This is a genomic window from Gammaproteobacteria bacterium (assembly GCA_037388465.1).
In the GTDB taxonomy this organism is placed as follows: Bacteria; Pseudomonadota; Gammaproteobacteria; order SpSt-1174; family SpSt-1174; genus JARRKE01.
The window spans coordinates 1-16,783 of the sequence record JARRKE010000054.1 but is presented as its reverse complement, the minus strand read 5'-3'; the positions used below and the strand labels follow the sequence as shown (position 1 = coordinate 16,783).

General features: G+C 65.0%; 23 protein-coding genes and 1 pseudogene. 17 read left to right on the top strand and 7 right to left on the bottom strand.

Annotation, left to right across the window (positions count from 1 at the left end; translation table 11 throughout):
• From P8Y64_10405 to P8Y64_10385, 5 genes and pseudogenes are all read left to right on the top strand, one after another.
• Positions 1-168: SDR family oxidoreductase (locus P8Y64_10405; GenBank protein MEJ2060879.1), on the top strand; the 168-nt coding region annotated here is incomplete at its 5' end.
• Positions 169-181: 13 nt separating this feature from the next.
• Positions 182-691, top strand: a pseudogene (locus P8Y64_10400) (cysteine hydrolase).
• A gap of 16 nt (positions 692-707) precedes the next feature.
• On the top strand, positions 708-992 hold the full coding sequence (locus tag P8Y64_10395) for a cysteine hydrolase (GenBank protein ID MEJ2060878.1): 285 nt from the start codon (positions 708-710) through the stop codon (positions 990-992).
• Positions 993-1,006: 14 nt separating this feature from the next.
• Positions 1,007-2,290: an aminotransferase class III-fold pyridoxal phosphate-dependent enzyme gene (locus P8Y64_10390; protein MEJ2060877.1), complete on the top strand. Its 1,284-nt coding sequence runs from the start codon at positions 1,007-1,009 to the stop codon at positions 2,288-2,290.
• Positions 2,291-2,300: 10 nt separating this feature from the next.
• Positions 2,301-3,308: a phosphotransferase gene (locus P8Y64_10385; protein ID MEJ2060876.1), complete on the top strand. Its 1,008-nt coding sequence runs from the start codon at positions 2,301-2,303 to the stop codon at positions 3,306-3,308.
• A 97-nt stretch (positions 3,309-3,405) separates the two neighbouring features.
• On the opposite strand, the gene P8Y64_10380 is transcribed toward P8Y64_10385, so the two are convergent.
• Positions 3,406-3,762, bottom strand: a complete 357-nt coding sequence (locus P8Y64_10380; GenBank protein ID MEJ2060875.1) for a hypothetical protein — start codon at positions 3,760-3,762, stop codon at positions 3,406-3,408.
• A 358-nt stretch (positions 3,763-4,120) separates the two neighbouring features.
• On the opposite strand from P8Y64_10380, the gene petA reads away from it, so the two are divergent.
• The 6 genes from petA (at position 4,121) to P8Y64_10350 (ending at position 9,038) form a co-directional block, all read left to right on the top strand.
• On the top strand, positions 4,121-4,792 hold the full coding sequence (gene petA / locus P8Y64_10375; GenBank protein ID MEJ2060874.1) for a ubiquinol-cytochrome c reductase iron-sulfur subunit: 672 nt from the start codon (positions 4,121-4,123) through the stop codon (positions 4,790-4,792).
• Positions 4,764-5,585: a c-type cytochrome gene (locus tag P8Y64_10370; GenBank protein MEJ2060873.1), complete on the top strand. Its 822-nt coding sequence runs from the start codon at positions 4,764-4,766 to the stop codon at positions 5,583-5,585. The genes petA and P8Y64_10370 overlap by 29 nt, the downstream gene beginning before the upstream one ends.
• A gap of 63 nt (positions 5,586-5,648) precedes the next feature.
• Positions 5,649-7,082 (top strand): cytochrome b N-terminal domain-containing protein, encoded by a 1,434-nt coding sequence (locus P8Y64_10365; protein ID MEJ2060872.1) that lies wholly within the window; start codon positions 5,649-5,651, stop codon positions 7,080-7,082.
• 22 nt (positions 7,083-7,104) lie between these two features.
• Complete coding sequence (locus tag P8Y64_10360; GenBank protein ID MEJ2060871.1) at positions 7,105-7,929, top strand: cytochrome c1; 825 nt, start codon at positions 7,105-7,107, stop codon at positions 7,927-7,929.
• The gene (locus P8Y64_10355) at positions 7,930-8,313 is read left to right on the top strand and encodes a hypothetical protein (GenBank protein ID MEJ2060870.1); all 384 of its coding nucleotides are present in this window, start codon (positions 7,930-7,932) and stop codon (positions 8,311-8,313) included.
• A complete protein-coding gene (locus tag P8Y64_10350; GenBank protein MEJ2060869.1) occupies positions 8,310-9,038 on the top strand; it encodes an SCO family protein in 729 nt (242 codons plus the stop codon). The genes P8Y64_10355 and P8Y64_10350 overlap by 4 nt, the downstream gene beginning before the upstream one ends.
• Positions 9,039-9,060: 22 nt before the next feature.
• Here the strand turns inward: P8Y64_10350 and P8Y64_10345 are convergent, their stop codons facing one another.
• Positions 9,061-9,510 carry a hypothetical protein gene (locus tag P8Y64_10345; GenBank protein ID MEJ2060868.1) on the bottom strand — a complete coding sequence of 150 codons (450 nt, stop codon included), beginning with the start codon at positions 9,508-9,510 and terminating at the stop codon, positions 9,061-9,063.
• A gap of 111 nt (positions 9,511-9,621) precedes the next feature.
• On the opposite strand from P8Y64_10345, the gene P8Y64_10340 reads away from it, so the two are divergent.
• Positions 9,622-10,242: a glutathione S-transferase family protein gene (locus P8Y64_10340; protein MEJ2060867.1), complete on the top strand. Its 621-nt coding sequence runs from the start codon at positions 9,622-9,624 to the stop codon at positions 10,240-10,242.
• Between the two features lie 96 nt (positions 10,243-10,338).
• On the opposite strand, the gene P8Y64_10335 is transcribed toward P8Y64_10340, so the two are convergent.
• The 4 genes from P8Y64_10335 to P8Y64_10320 form a co-directional block, all read right to left on the bottom strand.
• Positions 10,339-10,608 carry a hypothetical protein gene (locus P8Y64_10335; protein MEJ2060866.1) on the bottom strand — a complete coding sequence of 90 codons (270 nt, stop codon included), beginning with the start codon at positions 10,606-10,608 and terminating at the stop codon, positions 10,339-10,341.
• A 72-nt stretch (positions 10,609-10,680) separates the two neighbouring features.
• On the bottom strand, positions 10,681-11,244 hold the full coding sequence (locus P8Y64_10330) for a lipocalin family protein (GenBank protein ID MEJ2060865.1): 564 nt from the start codon (positions 11,242-11,244) through the stop codon (positions 10,681-10,683).
• Complete coding sequence (locus P8Y64_10325; protein MEJ2060864.1) at positions 11,244-12,101, bottom strand: pirin family protein; 858 nt, start codon at positions 12,099-12,101, stop codon at positions 11,244-11,246. The genes P8Y64_10330 and P8Y64_10325 overlap by 1 nt, the downstream gene beginning before the upstream one ends.
• A 97-nt stretch (positions 12,102-12,198) precedes the next feature.
• Positions 12,199-12,597: a hypothetical protein gene (locus P8Y64_10320; GenBank protein ID MEJ2060863.1), complete on the bottom strand. Its 399-nt coding sequence runs from the start codon at positions 12,595-12,597 to the stop codon at positions 12,199-12,201.
• 109 nt (positions 12,598-12,706) lie between these two features.
• On the opposite strand from P8Y64_10320, the gene P8Y64_10315 reads away from it, so the two are divergent.
• The gene (locus P8Y64_10315) at positions 12,707-13,036 is read left to right on the top strand and encodes a DUF962 domain-containing protein (GenBank protein ID MEJ2060862.1); all 330 of its coding nucleotides are present in this window, start codon (positions 12,707-12,709) and stop codon (positions 13,034-13,036) included.
• A gap of 17 nt (positions 13,037-13,053) precedes the next feature.
• The gene (locus tag P8Y64_10310) at positions 13,054-13,269 is read left to right on the top strand and encodes a hypothetical protein (GenBank protein MEJ2060861.1); all 216 of its coding nucleotides are present in this window, start codon (positions 13,054-13,056) and stop codon (positions 13,267-13,269) included.
• A 501-nt stretch (positions 13,270-13,770) separates the two neighbouring features.
• On the opposite strand, the gene P8Y64_10305 is transcribed toward P8Y64_10310, so the two are convergent.
• Positions 13,771-14,103, bottom strand: coding sequence for a hypothetical protein (locus tag P8Y64_10305; protein MEJ2060860.1), 333 nt, complete (start codon positions 14,101-14,103; stop codon positions 13,771-13,773).
• Between the two features lie 37 nt (positions 14,104-14,140).
• Here P8Y64_10305 and P8Y64_10300 point away from each other — a divergent pair, with 37 nt between their 5' ends.
• The 3 genes from P8Y64_10300 to P8Y64_10290 form a co-directional block, all read left to right on the top strand.
• Complete coding sequence (locus P8Y64_10300) at positions 14,141-15,421, top strand: GNAT family N-acetyltransferase (protein ID MEJ2060859.1); 1,281 nt, start codon at positions 14,141-14,143, stop codon at positions 15,419-15,421.
• A gap of 732 nt (positions 15,422-16,153) precedes the next feature.
• Positions 16,154-16,471, top strand: coding sequence for a DUF2288 domain-containing protein (locus P8Y64_10295; protein ID MEJ2060858.1), 318 nt, complete (start codon positions 16,154-16,156; stop codon positions 16,469-16,471).
• A gap of 10 nt (positions 16,472-16,481) precedes the next feature.
• Positions 16,482-16,783, top strand: a 302-nt coding sequence (locus P8Y64_10290) for a class I SAM-dependent methyltransferase (GenBank protein ID MEJ2060857.1), incomplete at its 3' end; no start/stop codon positions are given.

The following is a 16,783-nucleotide window of genomic DNA, read 5'->3' as shown; positions in this document are numbered from 1 at the left end:
AACACCATGAAGGCCTCGATCCCCATGAAGCGCCTGGGCGACGTGGAGGACATCGGCACCGCGGCGCTGTTCTTCGCGCAGGAGAACGCCGGCTACATCACCGGCCAGTCGCTGATCGTGGACGGCGGACAGATCCTGCCGGAAACCCTGGAAGCGGTGGACGCCTGAGGCGAAGACGGCCATGCACTGGAAAGACCGCTACCGCTCGTTTTACTACCAGGCCGCGGACATCCCCGATCTGGACCTGGACAAGTCGCGCACCGCGCTGCTGGTGATCGACATCCAGAACACCTACATGGAGCGGCCGAATCCCGAGGAGCTGGAAGGGGACGCGCTGGCCGAGTACGAGGCATGGACGCCTTTTCACGAGCGCATGAACGAAACGGTGATACCCACCGTGCGCCGCATGCTGGCGTATTTCCGTTCCGGGAACATGCCGGTGTTCCACGCGCGCATCGCGTGCCTGACGCCGGACGGAACGGACCGTTCGCTGAGCCAGCGCAGGCCGGGGTTCAACAACCTGCTGCTGCCGCATCAGGAACACCCTTCGCAGCTTTTCCCGCCGGTCGGTCCGATCGAGCACGAGATCGTGGTGACCAAGACCACGGACTCGGCGCTCACCGGCACCAACCTGCGGCTGCTGCTGCACAACATGGGCGTCGAGCACGTGGTGGTGTGCGGCATCTTCACTCGAGCACGAGATCGTGGTGACCAAGACCACGGACTCGGCGCTCACCGGCACCAACCTGCGGCTGCTGCTGCACAACATGGGCGTCGAGCACGTGGTGGTGTGCGGCATCTTCACCGACCAGTGCGTGGCCTCGACGGTGCGCAGCCTGGCGGACGAAAGCTTCAACACCGTGGTGATCGAGGACGGCTGCGCGGCGGGCTCGGACGAGCTGCACCACAAGGAGCTCGAGATCATCAACAACATCTACTGCCAGGTCGTGGCGGCGGATGACCTATTTCAGATTTTCGAAGAGAGAACGTAATGCTTGAGACAGGAATGGCGGGAAGCGTTTCCCAGCTGAACAGCGCGGCAGATCGCAGCGCGCGCAAACAGGAAATACTCGACAAGTCGGTCAAGTACTGGAACCCCGGCAAGACCAAATTCTGGCAGTCGGTGGGCATCGACCTGGTGATCGGCAAGCGTGAGGGTTATTGCCTGTACGACATGGACGGCAAGCGCCTGATCGACGTGCACCTGAACGGCGGCACCTACAACCTCGGGCATCGCAACCCGGAGGTGGTGAAGACGCTGGTCGAGTCGGTGCAGGAGTTCGACATCGGCAACCATCACTTCCCTTCCATCGCGCGAGCGGAGCTGGCCGAGCAGCTGGTGAAGAATTCGCCCGAGGGGCTCAACCACGCCATCTACGCCAGCGGCGGCGGCGAGTCGATCGACATCGCCCTGAAGTCGGCGCGCTTCGGCACCGGCAAGCGCAAGATCGTTTCGCTGGAGAAGTGCTACCACGGCCACACCGGCCTGGCGGTGGCGACGGGCGATCCGCGTTTTTCGAGCATGTTCCTGTCCGAGGGGTCGGCGGACGAGTTCGTCAAGGTGCCGTTCAACGACCTGGAGGCGATGGAGAACGCGCTCAAGGGCCGCGACGTCGCGGCGGTGATCATCGAGACCATTCCCGCGACCTACGGATTCCCGCTGCCCGAGCCCGGTTACCTGCAGGGTGTGCGCGAGCTGTGCACGAAATACGACGCGCTGTACGTGGCCGACGAGGTGCAGACCGGCCTGAGCCGCACCGGCAACCTGTGGTGCGTGGACACCTACGGCGTCACCCCGGACATCCTGGTCACGGCCAAGGGTCTGGGCGGCGGCATCTATCCCATCGGCGCGGTGCTGGTGAACGACCAGGCGGCCGGCTGGATGGAGGAGGACGGCTTCGGCCACATCTCCACCTTCGGCGGCTCGGAGCTGGGCTGCCGGGTGGCGTCGACCGTGCTTGAAATCTCGACCCGGGAGGCGGTGATCGGGAACGTGCGCGACATGAGCGCGTACTTCACCGAGCAGCTGCGCGCCATCCAGGACGAAAGCGAGGGCTTTTTCACCGAGATCCGGCAGGAAGGGCTGGTGATGGGGCTCAAGTTCGATCACCCGCAGGGCGCGGTGTTCGTCAGCAACGCGCTGTACCAGAACGGCGTGTGGGCGATCTTTTCCGGGCTGGACCCCAGCGTGCTGCAGTTCAAGCCCGGCGTGCTGATCGACAAACCCCTGGCCGACGAAGTGCTCGACATTCTGCGCCGCAGCATCAAGCAGGCCAAGGCAGCGATTTGAGGGTGTAGCTATGGGTTACGAGGCGACTGTTTCCGATGCCGACCTGGCCGTGATCGACGCCGCCGTCGCGCACAATCTGTGGCGCTGGGGCATTTCCGACACGGCGCGGGTGAAGCTGCTGAACCATTCCGAGAACACGACGTACAAGATCGAGGATGGGGATCAGTGTTACGTGCTGCGCGTGCACCGGCTGGGCTACCACACGCCGGAGACGATCGCCTCGGAGCTCGACTGGGTGTGCGACATCGGCCGCGATACCCCGATCCGTACCGCCGCCCCGATCACGGGATGTGACGCGGAACTGATTCAGCCCTTTCCCACCGCGCAGCAGGGCGAGCGCTACAGCGTGCTGTTCGAGTTCCTGGACGGCGAGGAGCCCAGCGAGGAGCACGACCTACCCGCATCGTTCGAACAGCTGGGCGGCATCACCGCCGTGCTCCACGAGCACAGCAGGCAGTGGATCACCGGGCGGCGCAGGCCGCAGCGGCCGGTGTGGGATTTCGAGCGCACCCTGGGCGGTACTCCGATCTGGGGCGAGTGGCGCCAGGGCATCGGCGTGACGCCGGAGGTGATTGCTCATATCAACCAGGGTGTGGCCAAGATCCGCAGCCGGCTCGAGGCCTACGGTTCGGGGCCTGACCGCTTCGGCCTGGTGCACGCCGACCTGCGGCTGGCGAACCTGCTCATTCATCAGGGCAACGTCAGCGTCATCGACTTCGACGACTGCGGCTACAGCTGGTTCATGTACGACCTGGGCAGCGCGCTGAGCTTCATCGAGCACAAGGACTACGTGCCCGAACTGATCGAGTCCTGGGTGAAGGGTTACAACGCGGTGCGCCCGCTGACCGAAGAAGAGCTGGAGATGATCCCCACCTTCATCATGCTGCGGCGGATTCTGCTGGTGGCCTGGCTGGGTTCGCACAGCGAGACCGAGCTCGCCAAGGAGATCGGCGAGGAATTCACGCCGCAGACCTGCGAGCTGGTGACCCGTTATCTGGACGGCACGCTGTTCGCCTGAGGCGTCCTGGGCCCAGACGTGATGCGGGCGCTGCCCGTGGAGGAGATCAGGCAGCACCCGCGTTCCGGTCGGATGGACCGGTTTGCCACACTGGTTGTCACTGGTGAATACGGTCGCGATCGCGGTCCTGATCCTGATCTTTGTCCTGGTCCTTGGTCTTGTCCTTATCCTTGGTGCGGTCGCGGTCCATCAGCTTCATCTTGTCCGGATCCTTGTCCCGGTCGCGCAAGCGATCACGATCCTGGTCCATATCCGGATCATGAATGCGATCCTGATCCTGAAGCCGGTCCTGATCGCGCGTACGGTCCTGGTCTGCCGCCAGCAGCAGGTCTGAGGGCAGCGTGCTGTAGCCCGGGTTCGGATCGTCCGCTTGTGCTGATGTGGCCACCAGGCCGGCACCGCCGGCCAGCAACACCGCCGCAGCGGTGAGCGCTGTTAGTCGTTTTGTGTTCATGGCAAAGCCTCCCACTGTCCAACCTGTGGCCATGACAAAGGTTCTTCTTATAAAGAAATAGATAGTCCCGGCGGTTGATTTGCGCCAGTGATTTAAGTCAAGAAAACCTCCGGTAGCCGCACGCCTGTGTGCCCATTGTTTTCCGATCGGTAATGTTCGACGAGGAACCAAACCGACAGGCCTTGGTCCCTTGCAATATCGGTGTGTGAGACCACACCGGAATTGTCGGAATGTCGATGTCTCTCAGCGCCCGCCGCGACATATGCCGCGGATCGGACTGCACGGACTGCCCCACGCGTGAACGGACCTTCACGCGCCAGGCTGAAACGATTCTTAACGTTCACTGGCGAGCACCGTTATGAGCAGCGAAAGCATTACGCCGTCGGAGATGGATTCCCTGAAACCCGAGCCGGAGTTCTCGGCCGGGCGAAGGCGGTTTCTGATCGCCTCGGTGGGCGTGGTCGGCGCGGCGGCGGCCGCGGCGTTCGCCGGCATCCTTATCGACGATATGAATCCCGACAAGGCCGTGGCCGCCCAGGGCGCGCCCATCGACGTGGACGTCAGCAAGATCGAGCCGGGCCAGCTTCTGCTCGTGGTATGGAAGAAAAAGCCGATCTGGATCCTGCACCGCAAGCAGTGGATGCTGGACACCCTGTCCAAACCCGAGCTGCTGCAACGCCTGCGCGATCCCGGCAGCAAGCAGCCGCAGCAGCCCGCCGGCCACTACGTCAACGGCAACTACCGCGCCCTGAAACCGCATCTGTTCGTGGCGGTGGCCCTGTGCACGCACATGCAGTGCATACCGGACTATCGCCCGACGCCGCACAGCGTGACGTCCTGGTGGTACGGCGGATTTCACTGCGCCTGCCACGGCTCCATCTACGATTTTTCCGCACGCGTATTCGAGGGGTCTCCCGCCCCGCTGAACATTCCTATACCGCCTTATTACTGGAAGACCGACAACGTGGTTCGCATCGGAGAGGGCAACGCGGATGGCCTGCATGAAGACTGGAATCCGGAAATCTGGTAGCGCGCTCGTGCTGCTGGGCGCACTGGCCGTCGGTCCGTGCGCCTTTGCCAACGCGCCCTATCTCGGCGTGGCGCCGCAGGGCGACGCGCAAGCCGGCGCAAAGATCGCGACCACCACCTGCGCCGCCTGCCACGGCGTGCACGGAAACAGCCGCGGCGACACATTCCCCAACCTGGCGGGGCAGAACTACAACTACCTGCTCAAGCAGCTGGAGGATTTTCGCAACGGCAGCTACAAGGCGCCGACCATGAGCGCCATGATCCAGGGCGTGCCGAAGGCGCCGGATGAGCAAAACCTGAAAAACATCGCCCGTTACTTCGCCGACCAGAAACCCGACCGCACGGCGAACGCCAACGCCAGTGCGCCCAAGCCGACCCTCGACCAAGCGAAGATGGGCTACCGCATCTACCAGCAGGGTTTGCCCGGGGCCAAGGTGCCGTCATGCGCCGCCTGCCACACGGCCGGCGGCATGGGCAACGCGCCGATGGCGATTCCCGCCCTGGCCGGCCAGCACGCGACCTACATCGAACAGCAGCTGAAGGCCTTCGCCGACGGCAAGCGCGCCAACAGCCCGCACCACGTCATGGCGATGATCGCCAAGCGGCTGACCCCGGCGGAGATCACCGACGTCGCGCTTTACGCCCAGCAGCTGCGACCCGGTCTCGTACCGGGCAGTGGCCCGATGACCTACCAGGCCTACGTCAAAGCGCGCGCCCGGCAGCCGGTGCAGGGCCTGCCCGCCGACGCGATCAAAAGCGGTGGGCAGAAGACGGCCATGCAGAGCAAGCAATAAGGAACCGATCGCAACAGACCGTGTGATCGGACCATCAGGCACTTTCGTCAGCAGGTAACGACCATGTCACAAGCTGAACGTACGCAAGCACAGGGATTTTCGGACTGGTTCAACGAACGCCTGCCGTTGCGTCAGGTGTGGCACGAGCACCTGGAAGGCTACGCCGCGCCCAAGAACTTCAACGTCTGGTACTTCTTCGGCTCGCTGTCGCTGCTGGTGCTGGTGATGCAGATCGCCACCGGGCTGTTCCTGGCCATTCACTACCAGCCCAATCCGAACCTGGCCTACTGGTCGGTGCTGCGCGGCATCATGCGCGATTCCAACTGGGGCTGGCTGCTGCGCTACATGCACATCGTCGGCGCCTCGGCCTTTTTCGTGCTGATCTACCTGCACATGTACCGCGGCATCCTGTACGGCTCGTATAAGAAACCGCGCGAGATCCTGTGGCTGGTGGGTGTCGCGCTGTACCTCGTGCTGTCGGCGGAGGCGTTTCTCGGTTACCTGCTGCCGTGGGGGCAGATGTCCTACTGGGGCTCGACGGTGGTGATGAATTTCGCCACGGCCATTCCCTTCGTCGGCAAGGCCATCGCCACCTGGCTGCGCGGCTCGTTCGTGGTCGGCCTGCCGACGCTGAACCGATTTTTCGTGTTCCACGTGTTTTTGATGCCGTTCCTGCTGCTGGCGCTGGTGTTGGTGCACGTCATCGCGCTGCATCAGGTCGGGTCGAACAATCCGGACGGCATCGAGATCCGCGACAACAAGAATGCCAAGGGCTGGCCGGTGGACGGCATCCCCTTCCATCCCTATTACACGATCAAGGACGTGTTCGGGGTGAGCGTGTTCATGTTCATCTTCTTTTTATTCGTGTTCTACAAGCCGGACGGCTGGGGCTTTTTGCTGGACAAGCTCAACTACACCCCGGCCAGCGCCATCCACACGCCGGAGGACATTCACCCGCTGTGGTTCTTCCTGCCGTTCTACGCCATGCTGCGCGGCGTGCCGAACAAGTTCTACGGCATCGTGACCTTCGCCTTCGTGTTCGTGCTGCTGGCCGCGCTGCCGTGGCTGGACCGCAATCCCGTCAAATCCATTCGCTATCGTTCCCTGCTGTACAAGGTCAACCTGCTGGCGCTGCCGGTCGGTTTCTTTTTCCTGGCCGGCATCGCGCACGGCAGCGCCACCAGTTCCAACATGGTGTTCGGGCTGCACATGACGGAGGTGTTCTACATCACGTTCTTTTTGCTGCCGTATTTCAACCGCCAGCGATCGGGGCCGGTCACCCTGGCGTGGTTCGTCGTGCTCGAGGCGCTGATCTGGCTGATCGATTTCTGGATGTACGCCACCCACGCGCACGGCTGGCCGCTGATGCTGCGCACCGACTGGATTCCGACCCTGTACGTGGCCGGCATCCTGCTGCCGGCGCTGTTCTGGCCCGGCCTGACCCGTGACGCGCCGCGCCTGCCCGAACGGCTCACCGCCGGCGGGATCACGCACTAAGGGTATGGAGGAGCCTGTCGCCATGCGTCCAACGGACAAGACCCCATTGCGTTTCATCGCCGCTTCGTTCGCGCTGCTTATGATGGCGGGACTGGGCGTTGCGCAAACCGCCGCGGCCGGCACGCAGACCACCCAGCCGCCGCTGAAGCACATCACGGTCAACCTCAACGACCGCGCCGCGCTGCGCGACGGCGCCATGTTCTTCATGGCGCGCTGCATGGCCTGTCACAGCGTGCAGGGCACCCGCTTCAACGAACTGGCCAAGCCGCTCGGGCTGACGCCCAAGCAGGTGAACGAATACCTCAACCCAACCCACCGGCGTGTGGTGCAGACCATGATCTCGTCCATGCCCAGGGGCGTGGCCACGGCGTATTTCAGCAAGACGGCGCCCGACCTGACCGTGATCGCCAAGCGGCGCAGCGCGGACTGGCTGTACACCTACCTCACCTCGTTTTACGTCGATCCGTCGCGTCCCACCGGCGCCAACAACGTGGTGTTCAACAAGGTCGCCATGCCCGATGTGTTCGCCGGTCTGCAGGGCCTGCAGGCCCCGGTGAAAAAGGCCGGCTTCGTGTTCGGCAAGCCCGCGCAGGTGGCCGTCGGCGTGCGCCCGCTCACCCAAGGCAGCATGACGCCGGCGCAGTTCGACACCATGGCCAAGGACATCGTCACCTTTCTTTACTTCGTGGCGCATCCCCACCAGCAGGCGCGGCACGCCATCGGCGGCTGGATTCTGCTGCTGTTCGCCATTCTCACCGTGCTCAGCTACCTGTTGTACAAGGGCTACTGGCGGCGGGTGATCCCGCCGGGCGGCGGACGCTGGTGGACCTACTGGAAGAAGCCCTAGATGGAGCAGGCCGCTGCGGCATTGCCGGATGACCGGGTGGACGGCGCCGCGAAGCTCGGCTGGCTGTGCTATGCGGCACTGGCCGCAGGCGCGCTGTTGTACGTCATCACCATCTGGGCCGAGGTTTATATCGACACCAGCCGCATGGACCGGGTCTCGGTCAGCGCCTTCGCCGAAAGCCACCGCCACTGGCGGCTGCGCACCACGCTGATCTTCCTGATCTGGTCGATTCTGGGCGGGTTCACCCTGCCGCTGGGATTCGGCTGGCTGTTTCTCGTCCCGGCCTGGCTCTGGTACGTGGCGCGCGTGCTGTTCGGCATGATGCGCTACGCCCGCGGGCTGCCCGTGGGGCCGGTCCTGCGCCGCGGTGAAAACCCGGCATGAGCGCTATACCGGTTCGGCGCTGGTGGCTGGGCGCGGGCATCCTGGCCGCAGTGCTGATGGCCGGCGCGATCGGCTGGCTGTTGGGCGTCGAGTCCTCCTCTGCGACCACGGCCGCGCCGGAACCGGTGCTGGGCAAGGCGCCGAGTTACCGGGGGCTGACCAATCAGCTGGGCCGGACGGTGGGTTCCGCCCGCTTCAAGGGCAAGGTGCAGGTGGTCACCTTCCTGTTTCCCTACTGCACCACCTATTGCCCGCTGATCGCGGCGCATCTGGTGGGATTCGAGCGCCTGCTCGACAGGGCGGGGCTGCAGAACCGGGTGGAGATCGTGGCCTTCAACGTGGACCCGGCCGGAACGGGGCCCAGGCAGATGCGGGCGTTCCTCAAGGAATACGGCTGGAATCCCGCCGATCCCCACTGGCAGTACCTGACCGGGCAGCCCAAAACCATCCGCCGCATCGTCACCGGCGGTTTTCACGTGGCCTACAGCAAAACTATTGGCGATGACGCCGATCAGGCCGGCGGTCCGGCGCTGACGCCACAACCTACGGTGGTGAATCCCCTCGCCGAAAAGGCCCATGTCGGCTACGACATCACCCACAACGACGGCCTGGTGATCGTGGATACGCAGGGCCGTATCCGGCGGTTCTTCGACCAGGCGGACGTGGTCTCCGGGCAGTCGCTGCTGCGGGCGATCCGGCCGCTGCTGACCACGGCTCACGGTTAGCGCTTTCAGGCGGGCCGGCCCGCTATTTCCAGAATTCCCACCAGCCGTGCTGCGGTTCGTTTTGCGTTTGTTGCCGGGCAGGGGCCTGTTGCCGCTCGACCGCGCTTTGCGGGTCGTAGCCTTCGTCCCGTTCATGGTCTCTGTCCCGCTCGTCGTAGCGGTCGCGCATGTGGTCCCGGTCGCGATCCCAGTCATGGTCCCAGCGCTGGTACGGGTCGCGATGGTGGCGCCGGTCGCGTTTATCGTCTTTGTCGCGCCGGTCCGGTGTCGTGCCCAGCAGCCGCTGTTGCTGGCTGCCCCGGTCATTATCGTCCCGCTGTTGACGGTGGTCCCGGTCGGTACCCAGCAGCCGCTGCTGCTGTTGCGAATATTGGCTGACGTCGGTGTCCTGCCCGGCGGCCCGGGCCGTCAGTCCCGTGCCGGCGACGAACAGCACGACGGCGGTAACCGCGGTGATACCTTGCTTGGTCATACTCATCACCCTGCCATACTATGCTTCGACCCGAGAGGGACGGTGCTTATCTAATTCATAGCGGTCGTTGCCGGATTGCGCCAGTGCGGCCGGACTAACGGGGGAGATGCGATGGACGGGCATTTGAAGCTGTACGATTTCGAGCGGTCGGGCAACTGTCACAAGGTCCGCCTCATGCTGTCCCTGCTGCACCAGCCTTACGAGAGCGTGCGGGTGGATATCACCGGGCAGGAACCGCCGCCGCCCGAATTCGAGAAGCTGAGTCCGCGCGCCCAGGTGCCGGTGCTGGTGGACGGCGAGGTGGCGCTGTGGGATTCGACCGCCATCCTGGTCTATCTGGCGCGCTGTTACGGCGGCGAGTCCTGGCTGGGCGAGGATGCGGTCGGCGAGGCCGAGGTGATGCAGTGGCTGGCCCTGGCGCAGAACGAGATCCTCTACGGCCTGGCACGGGCGCGCTCCGTCAAGCTGCTCGGCCGACCCTGGAACATGGCGGAGGCCCGGCAGCTCGGGGCCACCGCGCTGGATGTGCTGGAGGGCCGGCTGACGGACCACGACTGGCTGGTGCGCAACCATCTCACCATCGCGGACATCGCCTGCTATCCCTACGTGGCGCTCGCGCACGAAGGGGATATCTCGCTGGAGCCTTATCCCGCCGTGCGTCGCTGGCTGCAGCGTATCGAGGCGCTGGACGGCTACATGGGCATGCAGGGGATCGAGACCGAGCGCGACTGATTCTTTCCCGGCGGAAATGCAAAACGGCACCCCAGGGGTGCCGTTTTGCATGGGGCGATGAACGCCGCCCGGCTGCTGTCCCTGATTTCCTTCGCGCTAATTCCCTTCGCGGTCGCGCTGCTGCGTCGAGGTTTCCTCGCGGGTGCGCTCCTGGGTCGTTTTGCCCTTGGCGTCACCCTTTTGCTCTTCCTCGCGCGTGCGCGTTTTTTTCTCCTTTTCACCGCTGGTTTGCGATTTGGACTTGTTGTAGGACGATCCGCCCATACCCCCACCCATTCCGCTGCCCTGGCCGGCCTGGGCGGCGAGGCCCGCGCTGCCGAGCAGGAATACGGTTGCCGTGGCGACGGCGATCAGACGTTTGTTCATGATTAACCTCCCCGAAGACTGCGCCGGTCTGACGTGCCGGCGTTCATATAAAGCTTAGTACGCGGAACGGGATCAGGAGGCGGGCCGATAGGGGGTATGGAGGAATTCGGAGGGCTTGTAGCCCAGTTCGATGAGCTTGCGGTCGATGGCGGCGCGGGTTCTGGCCGGCAGGCTGGGCGTGCGGCTCAGGACCCAGCCGAAGCGGCGGTCCGGCGTGCCGACGATGGCGTAGCGGTAACGCGGACCGAGATCGAGTATCCAGTAGTCGCCCCAGAACAGGTGCCAGCCGAACAGTTTGACGAAGCTGACCTCGAGCTTGGCGTTGGTGCGGGGATCGATCACCCGGGCGAGGCCGTGGACTTCGTCGTAGGTGCCGTCCGCAGTCCGGCAGCGGTTGGTGATGTCGATGTGGCCGTCGGCGCCCAGCTCATAGGTGGCGGTGGTGTCGGCGGCGCAGCGCCGCTGGAACCGGTTGGGGATGAGGGCGATCTGGTACCAGGTGCCGGTGTAGCGGTTCAGGTCGACATGGGCGACGGTCTGCGGCGGGGAATGATGGTCGACCGTGTCGCAGGCCGTCACGAGGATGATGATCCCGGCGACGATCGGCAGGATCAGCCAGAACGTCGGTCGCAGCATTACGCAGGGTTCATCGCGGCGCGTGTACGAACCAGTCGTCCCTGGCGGTAGTCGTCGAAGGCCTGCTCGATTTCCTCGCGGGTGTTCATGACGAACGGCCCGTACTGAGCGATGGATTCACCGAGCGGGCGCCCGGCGACCAGGATGAAGCTGGCGCCGTGCTCGCCGGCCGTGAGCTCGACATGATCGCCGTTATCCAGCACGGCGAGGTTGTGTTCTGGCAGCGGGGTGTCCCCCACCCGCGCGTCGCCGGCATACAGATAGGTGAACGTCGTGAAGTCCCTGTCCAGCGGGGCGGTGAACGTCCCGCCCGCGTGCAGATTGACGTCGTAATATTGCACGTGGGTATTGGGGTCCTGGATCGGGGCATCGGTGCCGTCGTAGTGCCCGATGAGCACCTTGATGCGGCCCTGTGCCGTCTCGACCACCGGGAAGGCGTCGGCCTGATATTCCTGGTAGGCGGGATCGCTCATCTTCTCGGTCGCAGGCAGATTGATCCACAGCTGGAAGCCGCGCATCAGGCCTTCGGTCTGCTGGGGCATTTCGGAATGGATCACCCCGCTGGCCGCCTTCATCCACTGTGCGCCGCCGGCGCGCAGGTCGCCCTGGTTGCCCATGCTGTCCTTGTGCTGCATGTGGCCGTTGAGCATGTAGGTGAAGGTGATGAAGCCGCGATGCGGGTGGTCGGGAAAACCGGCGATGTATTCGTCGGGGTTCTCGCTGCCGAAATGGTCCAGCATCAGAAAGGGATCGAGGTGGCGCAGGGCGGGCGTGCCGATGGTACGGCGCACGGTAACGCCGGCACCTTCGGAAACGGCCGCCGCCGGGATGCGGTGGACGATCGAGCGGTGAGTCATGTCAGGCCACCTCCTGCGTGGCGGGAAAGTCGCGGGACCCTGAGGCCATGTTTAATTATTGGTCCAGGGTGCGGCGACTCAAGTTCCCGCGTCCGGCTCAGGGCATCTGGAAGCCGCCGGGACCGCCGCCCATGCCGCCCGGGCCTCCCGCACCGCCGCCACCCTGGCCGGGCACGATGATGGAGGAAGCGGCCTCGCGGCGCAGTTCCTGGAGTTCCTGGCGGGTGCGTTCCATCGCCTCTTCCGCCGCCTTGGGGAAGCGGGCCACCGCGTCCGCCAGGGACTCGGTGCCGAGCTCGAAGGTCAGCGGCAGGGTGCCCATCGGCGTCATTACCTGGGCCTGGCCCACGTAAATGACCTTGCGGTCGGGGTCGTCGCTGCCATCAGGCTTGACCGGAGTCAGACGGCGGATGCTGCCGGCCTGCAGGTCGGTGAACATGTCTTCGCGAAAAAGCTGGTTCGCATCCATCGTGATCTGGGGCTCGTTGTCAGCCATGAAGAAGTCCTCGGTGCGTATCAATTTATGCCTTAAAGGGTAACAGAGTTGGACGGGAGTATGACGGAATAAACTTGACCGGGTCGGGGCGCCGACCTAGGTAAGAACTATGAAAACGGATGCGCCATTCGGCTCGTTTGCCGAGTTCTGGCCTTATTATCTGGGCGAACACAGCCGTACCTGGACACGCTGGCTGCATTTCGCCGGCACGGCGCTGTTGCTGCCGGTCCTGGTGTTGGCCGTCCTGGCCAGCGCGTGGTGGCTGCTGCTGTTGCCGGTGGTGGGCTATGGCTTCGCGTGGCTGGGGCATTTCGCCGTCGAGCACAACCGGCCGGCGACGTTCCGGCATCCGCTGTGGTCGCTGCGGGGCGATTTCCTCATGTTCTGGCTGATGCTTACCGGGCGGCTGGAGCGGGAACGGGCACGGCTGGATAAATAATGTAGAGAAAAAGAATTATGAACAGTCATTCCGCATTGTCGGCGGCGCTGGATCACCGCACCCTGATCAGCATCAAGATGCTGGTGGGCACCGCCATTTATGCCGCCCTGCTGGGTTTGGCCGCGCTGGGTTTCGGCTGGCGCCGGCGCAGCCTGTGGGTGGCCTTCTGGGGGGCGTTGCTGGCGATCGGCAGCGGCACCTATCTGGCATTCGTGGCGTTCGGCATCTACTGACATCCGGGCCGCCGGGGCTCGCGCTGGCATAATGACCATGCCATGACCACGCCGAACCCCGCAGACAAACCGGCCCCGTTGACCGCTCTGGCTGCCGACCTGGCGGCGCAGGCAGCCGCCCATTTTCACCGCCGCGGCCTGGTGCTGGCCGGGGATGCGGTGTGGTGCCGCGCACAGGCGGGCCAGGCCCTGGCAGCGGCCGGGCTGACGCGGGTGTTGTGGGTATCCGAGTCCGCTCCCGCCGGGGCCTGGGCGTTGCCCGGAGCGCAGGCCGGCGCCGCCCTCGGGCGCGAGGTCGATGCCGTGGTGTTCGATGCCCACGACGGTTTCGATCCCGACGCCTTCGGTGCGGTGGCCGGCGCCATCCGCGGCGGCGGGCTGCTGATACTGCTGACGCCACCGCTCGGCACCTGGGAAGGCCACGACGATCCCGAACGGGCGCGCATCACCGTTTATCCCTATCCGCCCCAGGCGGTGACCGGTTATTTCCTGCGCCGGCTGTCACGCGTGGTTCGCGAGGCGCCGGGGGTGACGGTGGTGGAGCAGGGACAGCCCCTGCCTGTACTCGCGCCGCTGCCGGAAGAGTGCACGCCGGCCACCCCGCACCCCATAGCCGAGGACGACTGCCGCACCGACGATCAACGCGCGGCGGTGGCGGCGGTGATCAAGGTGATGACGGGGCAGCGCCGCCGCCCGGCGGTGCTGGTCTCGGATCGCGGACGCGGCAAATCCGCCGCCTTCGGTATCGCGGCGGCTCGCCTGCTGCAACAGGGGACACGCAACATCATCGTTACCGGGCCGCGGCTGGAATCGGTGGCCGGTGTATTCGAGCACGCCGGTGCCCTGCTGGACGGGGCAGGCGTTTCGCGCGGTGCGGTGCATTACGGCGAAGCGCGCATGGCCTTTCACGCCCCGGACGACCTGCTGGAGAATCTTCCCGAGGCCGACCTGGTCGCTGCGTTTCGCGCAGACCCTGGATGCACGCAGCCGCGGCTGGAAGCAGGTGCGCCTGACCACGCCCATCCGCTGGGCGGAGGACGATCCGCTGGAGGCCTTCGTGTTCCGGGCGCTGTTGCTCGACGCCGCCGCCGCGCCGGACGAGGCGCTGGCGGGTGCCGATCCGGCCGACTGCCTGGTGGCGGAGCTCGACCGCGACCTGCTGGCGGACGACGACGCCACCCTGGGCGAACTGTTCGGGCTGCTGGTGCTGGCGCATTACCGCACCCGGCCGTACGACCTGCGCCATCTGCTCGACGGACCCAATTTATCCGTATGGGTGCTGCGTTATGCCGGGCACATCGCGGCGACGGCGCTGGTGGCCGAGGAAGGCGGTTTCGACGCGGCAACCGCCCACGGCGTGTGGGCCGGCCGCACCCGCCCGCACGGGCACCTCATGCCGGAAACCCTGGCTGCGCATCTGGGGCTGGAGGCGGCCGCCCGCCTGCGCGGCGCGCGCGTGATGCGCATTGCTGTGCACCCGGCGGTGCAGCGGCGCGGCATGGGCCGCTACCTGATGAAGGCCATCTCCGCCTGGGCGCAGCAGCAGGAACTGGATTATCTCGGCAGCAGCTTCGGGGCTACGCCGCAGCTGCTGGATTTCTGGTCCTCGGTCGACTGCCGCGCGGTCAGGGTCAGTGTCAAACGCGGCGCCGCCAGCGGCATGCACTCCGTGCTCATGCTGCACGGGCTGAGCGAGGCCGGGCGTGCGCTGGTGCAGACCGCGCGCGGACGATTCCTGCGCTACCTGCCACAGCAACTGGCCGATCCGCTGCGCGACCTCGAACCCGAGCTGGTGGAGCGGGTGATGAGATTCGATGGCGAAGCCCCCTGGCCGGCTCTGGACCGGCAGGACTGGCTGGACCTGGCGGCATTCGCCTTCGGGCGGCGGTCGTTCGAGGCCTGCCAGGGGCCGTTGTCGGTGCTGGCCTGCCGGGTGCTGGGTGATCCGGGTTCTGCTGCGTGGCTGGATGCACGCGGGCGCACCCTGCTCATCACCCGCGTGCTGCAGGGGTATGACTGGCCGCGGGCCGCCGCCGCAGTGGGACTGCCTGGACGAGCGCAGGTGACGGATGTTTTGCGGGGGTTGGTGCGGGAGGTGTTCGAGCGGGTGAAAGAGGTTGATGCGGGATTTGCGAAGGGGATGTTTGATTAGGCGTGTGTTTTGAGTTTTCGGTTAGTTAGGGCTTTGGCATTGTTTCGCACCTGGCATCCGCTTAGAGAGTGCCTCGGTATTGTTTCGCACATTCTTGGGTGAGTGTTTCTAATCAGCCCTTGTTGCACAGCGCGAGTTCATTTTCTTTGCTTGTCCAAAGAAAACGAACCAAAAGAAACGACACCCCACGGCCACGCTTTGCCTCCACACCCCGCGGTCTGACCGGAGGTCTTTCGACAGGTCCTCCATGGCCTGCGAAAGACGCGCGTAATCCCTCACGCGCCCTGCGGCTCCTGGTCAGTCCACTGCGGGGCGTTCCGGGCGCGGCCGACGGGGATAAAAGACAGGTGCCGAGTTCTGAGTGCAAAGGTCTGAGTAAAAGCCACTCCAGTCCCTCACTCAGTCCTCAGCACTGTGCACTGGTTTTCTCCCCCGTCCCGCCTTGCCGAGCAGCCGGTGGCTTGCAGGGTCAGCCCGGCAGGGACGCCGGGCTGAGGTTCGTCACGACAGGACGTCGTGTCGAACCGGGCCCGTCGAAAGCCATTGGCTGCGAGGGAAGCCGAAGGCCAAGGCGGTGGGGGCGCATTTCTTTCGTCCCTTTCTTTGGGCGTACAAAGAAAGGGACTCGCACGCCACAACGGGTGTTAGATAAAAAAATCCTGGCTCAAAAGCGTGCGAAACAAAACTACAAGCTTACACTTCTCACCCCTCACATCTTTTACAATGCCCCTCATGCAAGAACATCAAAGCGAACAGGAACTGCACGACCAGCTGAACGCCGGGACCGGCAAGATCGAGTGGACGGAGCTGGAACGCCACTTCGCGCGCGGTGTGGTGGTGAAGGTCGATCCGGCGCTGGATCTGGTCGAGGTGGCGGCCTGCATGGTGCGCGACGACACCGAGTCCCTGCGCACCTGGATGAGCGACGGCAGCGTGGCCAAGGCGACCGAGGACGACGCGCGCGCCTGGGGCGAGCGCCAGCCCTTGTTCTGGGCGGTGGTCACCGCGCCCTGGGTGCTGATCCAGGAAATCGAACACCCCGACAACTGACCACCGACCTATGGCGGTGCTGTGGGAAAAGCGAAGCGGCGGCCGTCATTACGAGGTGCGCGGCGCAGGCGCCACCCGGCGCCTGTACACCGACGGGGTATTTCACAGCCAGTTCAGCCCGCGCCGTCCGCTGACGGGCAGCATCTGGGATCTGCTGTTGCTGCCCGCCTACTTCCACGACCCCTCTGACATCCGGCGGGTGCTGGTGCTCGGGGTGGGCGGCGGCACGGTGATCCGGCAGTTCCAGCATTTCATCGCCCCCGAATGCATCGAGGGGGTGGAGCTCAATCCGGTGCATCTCACGGTGGCGCG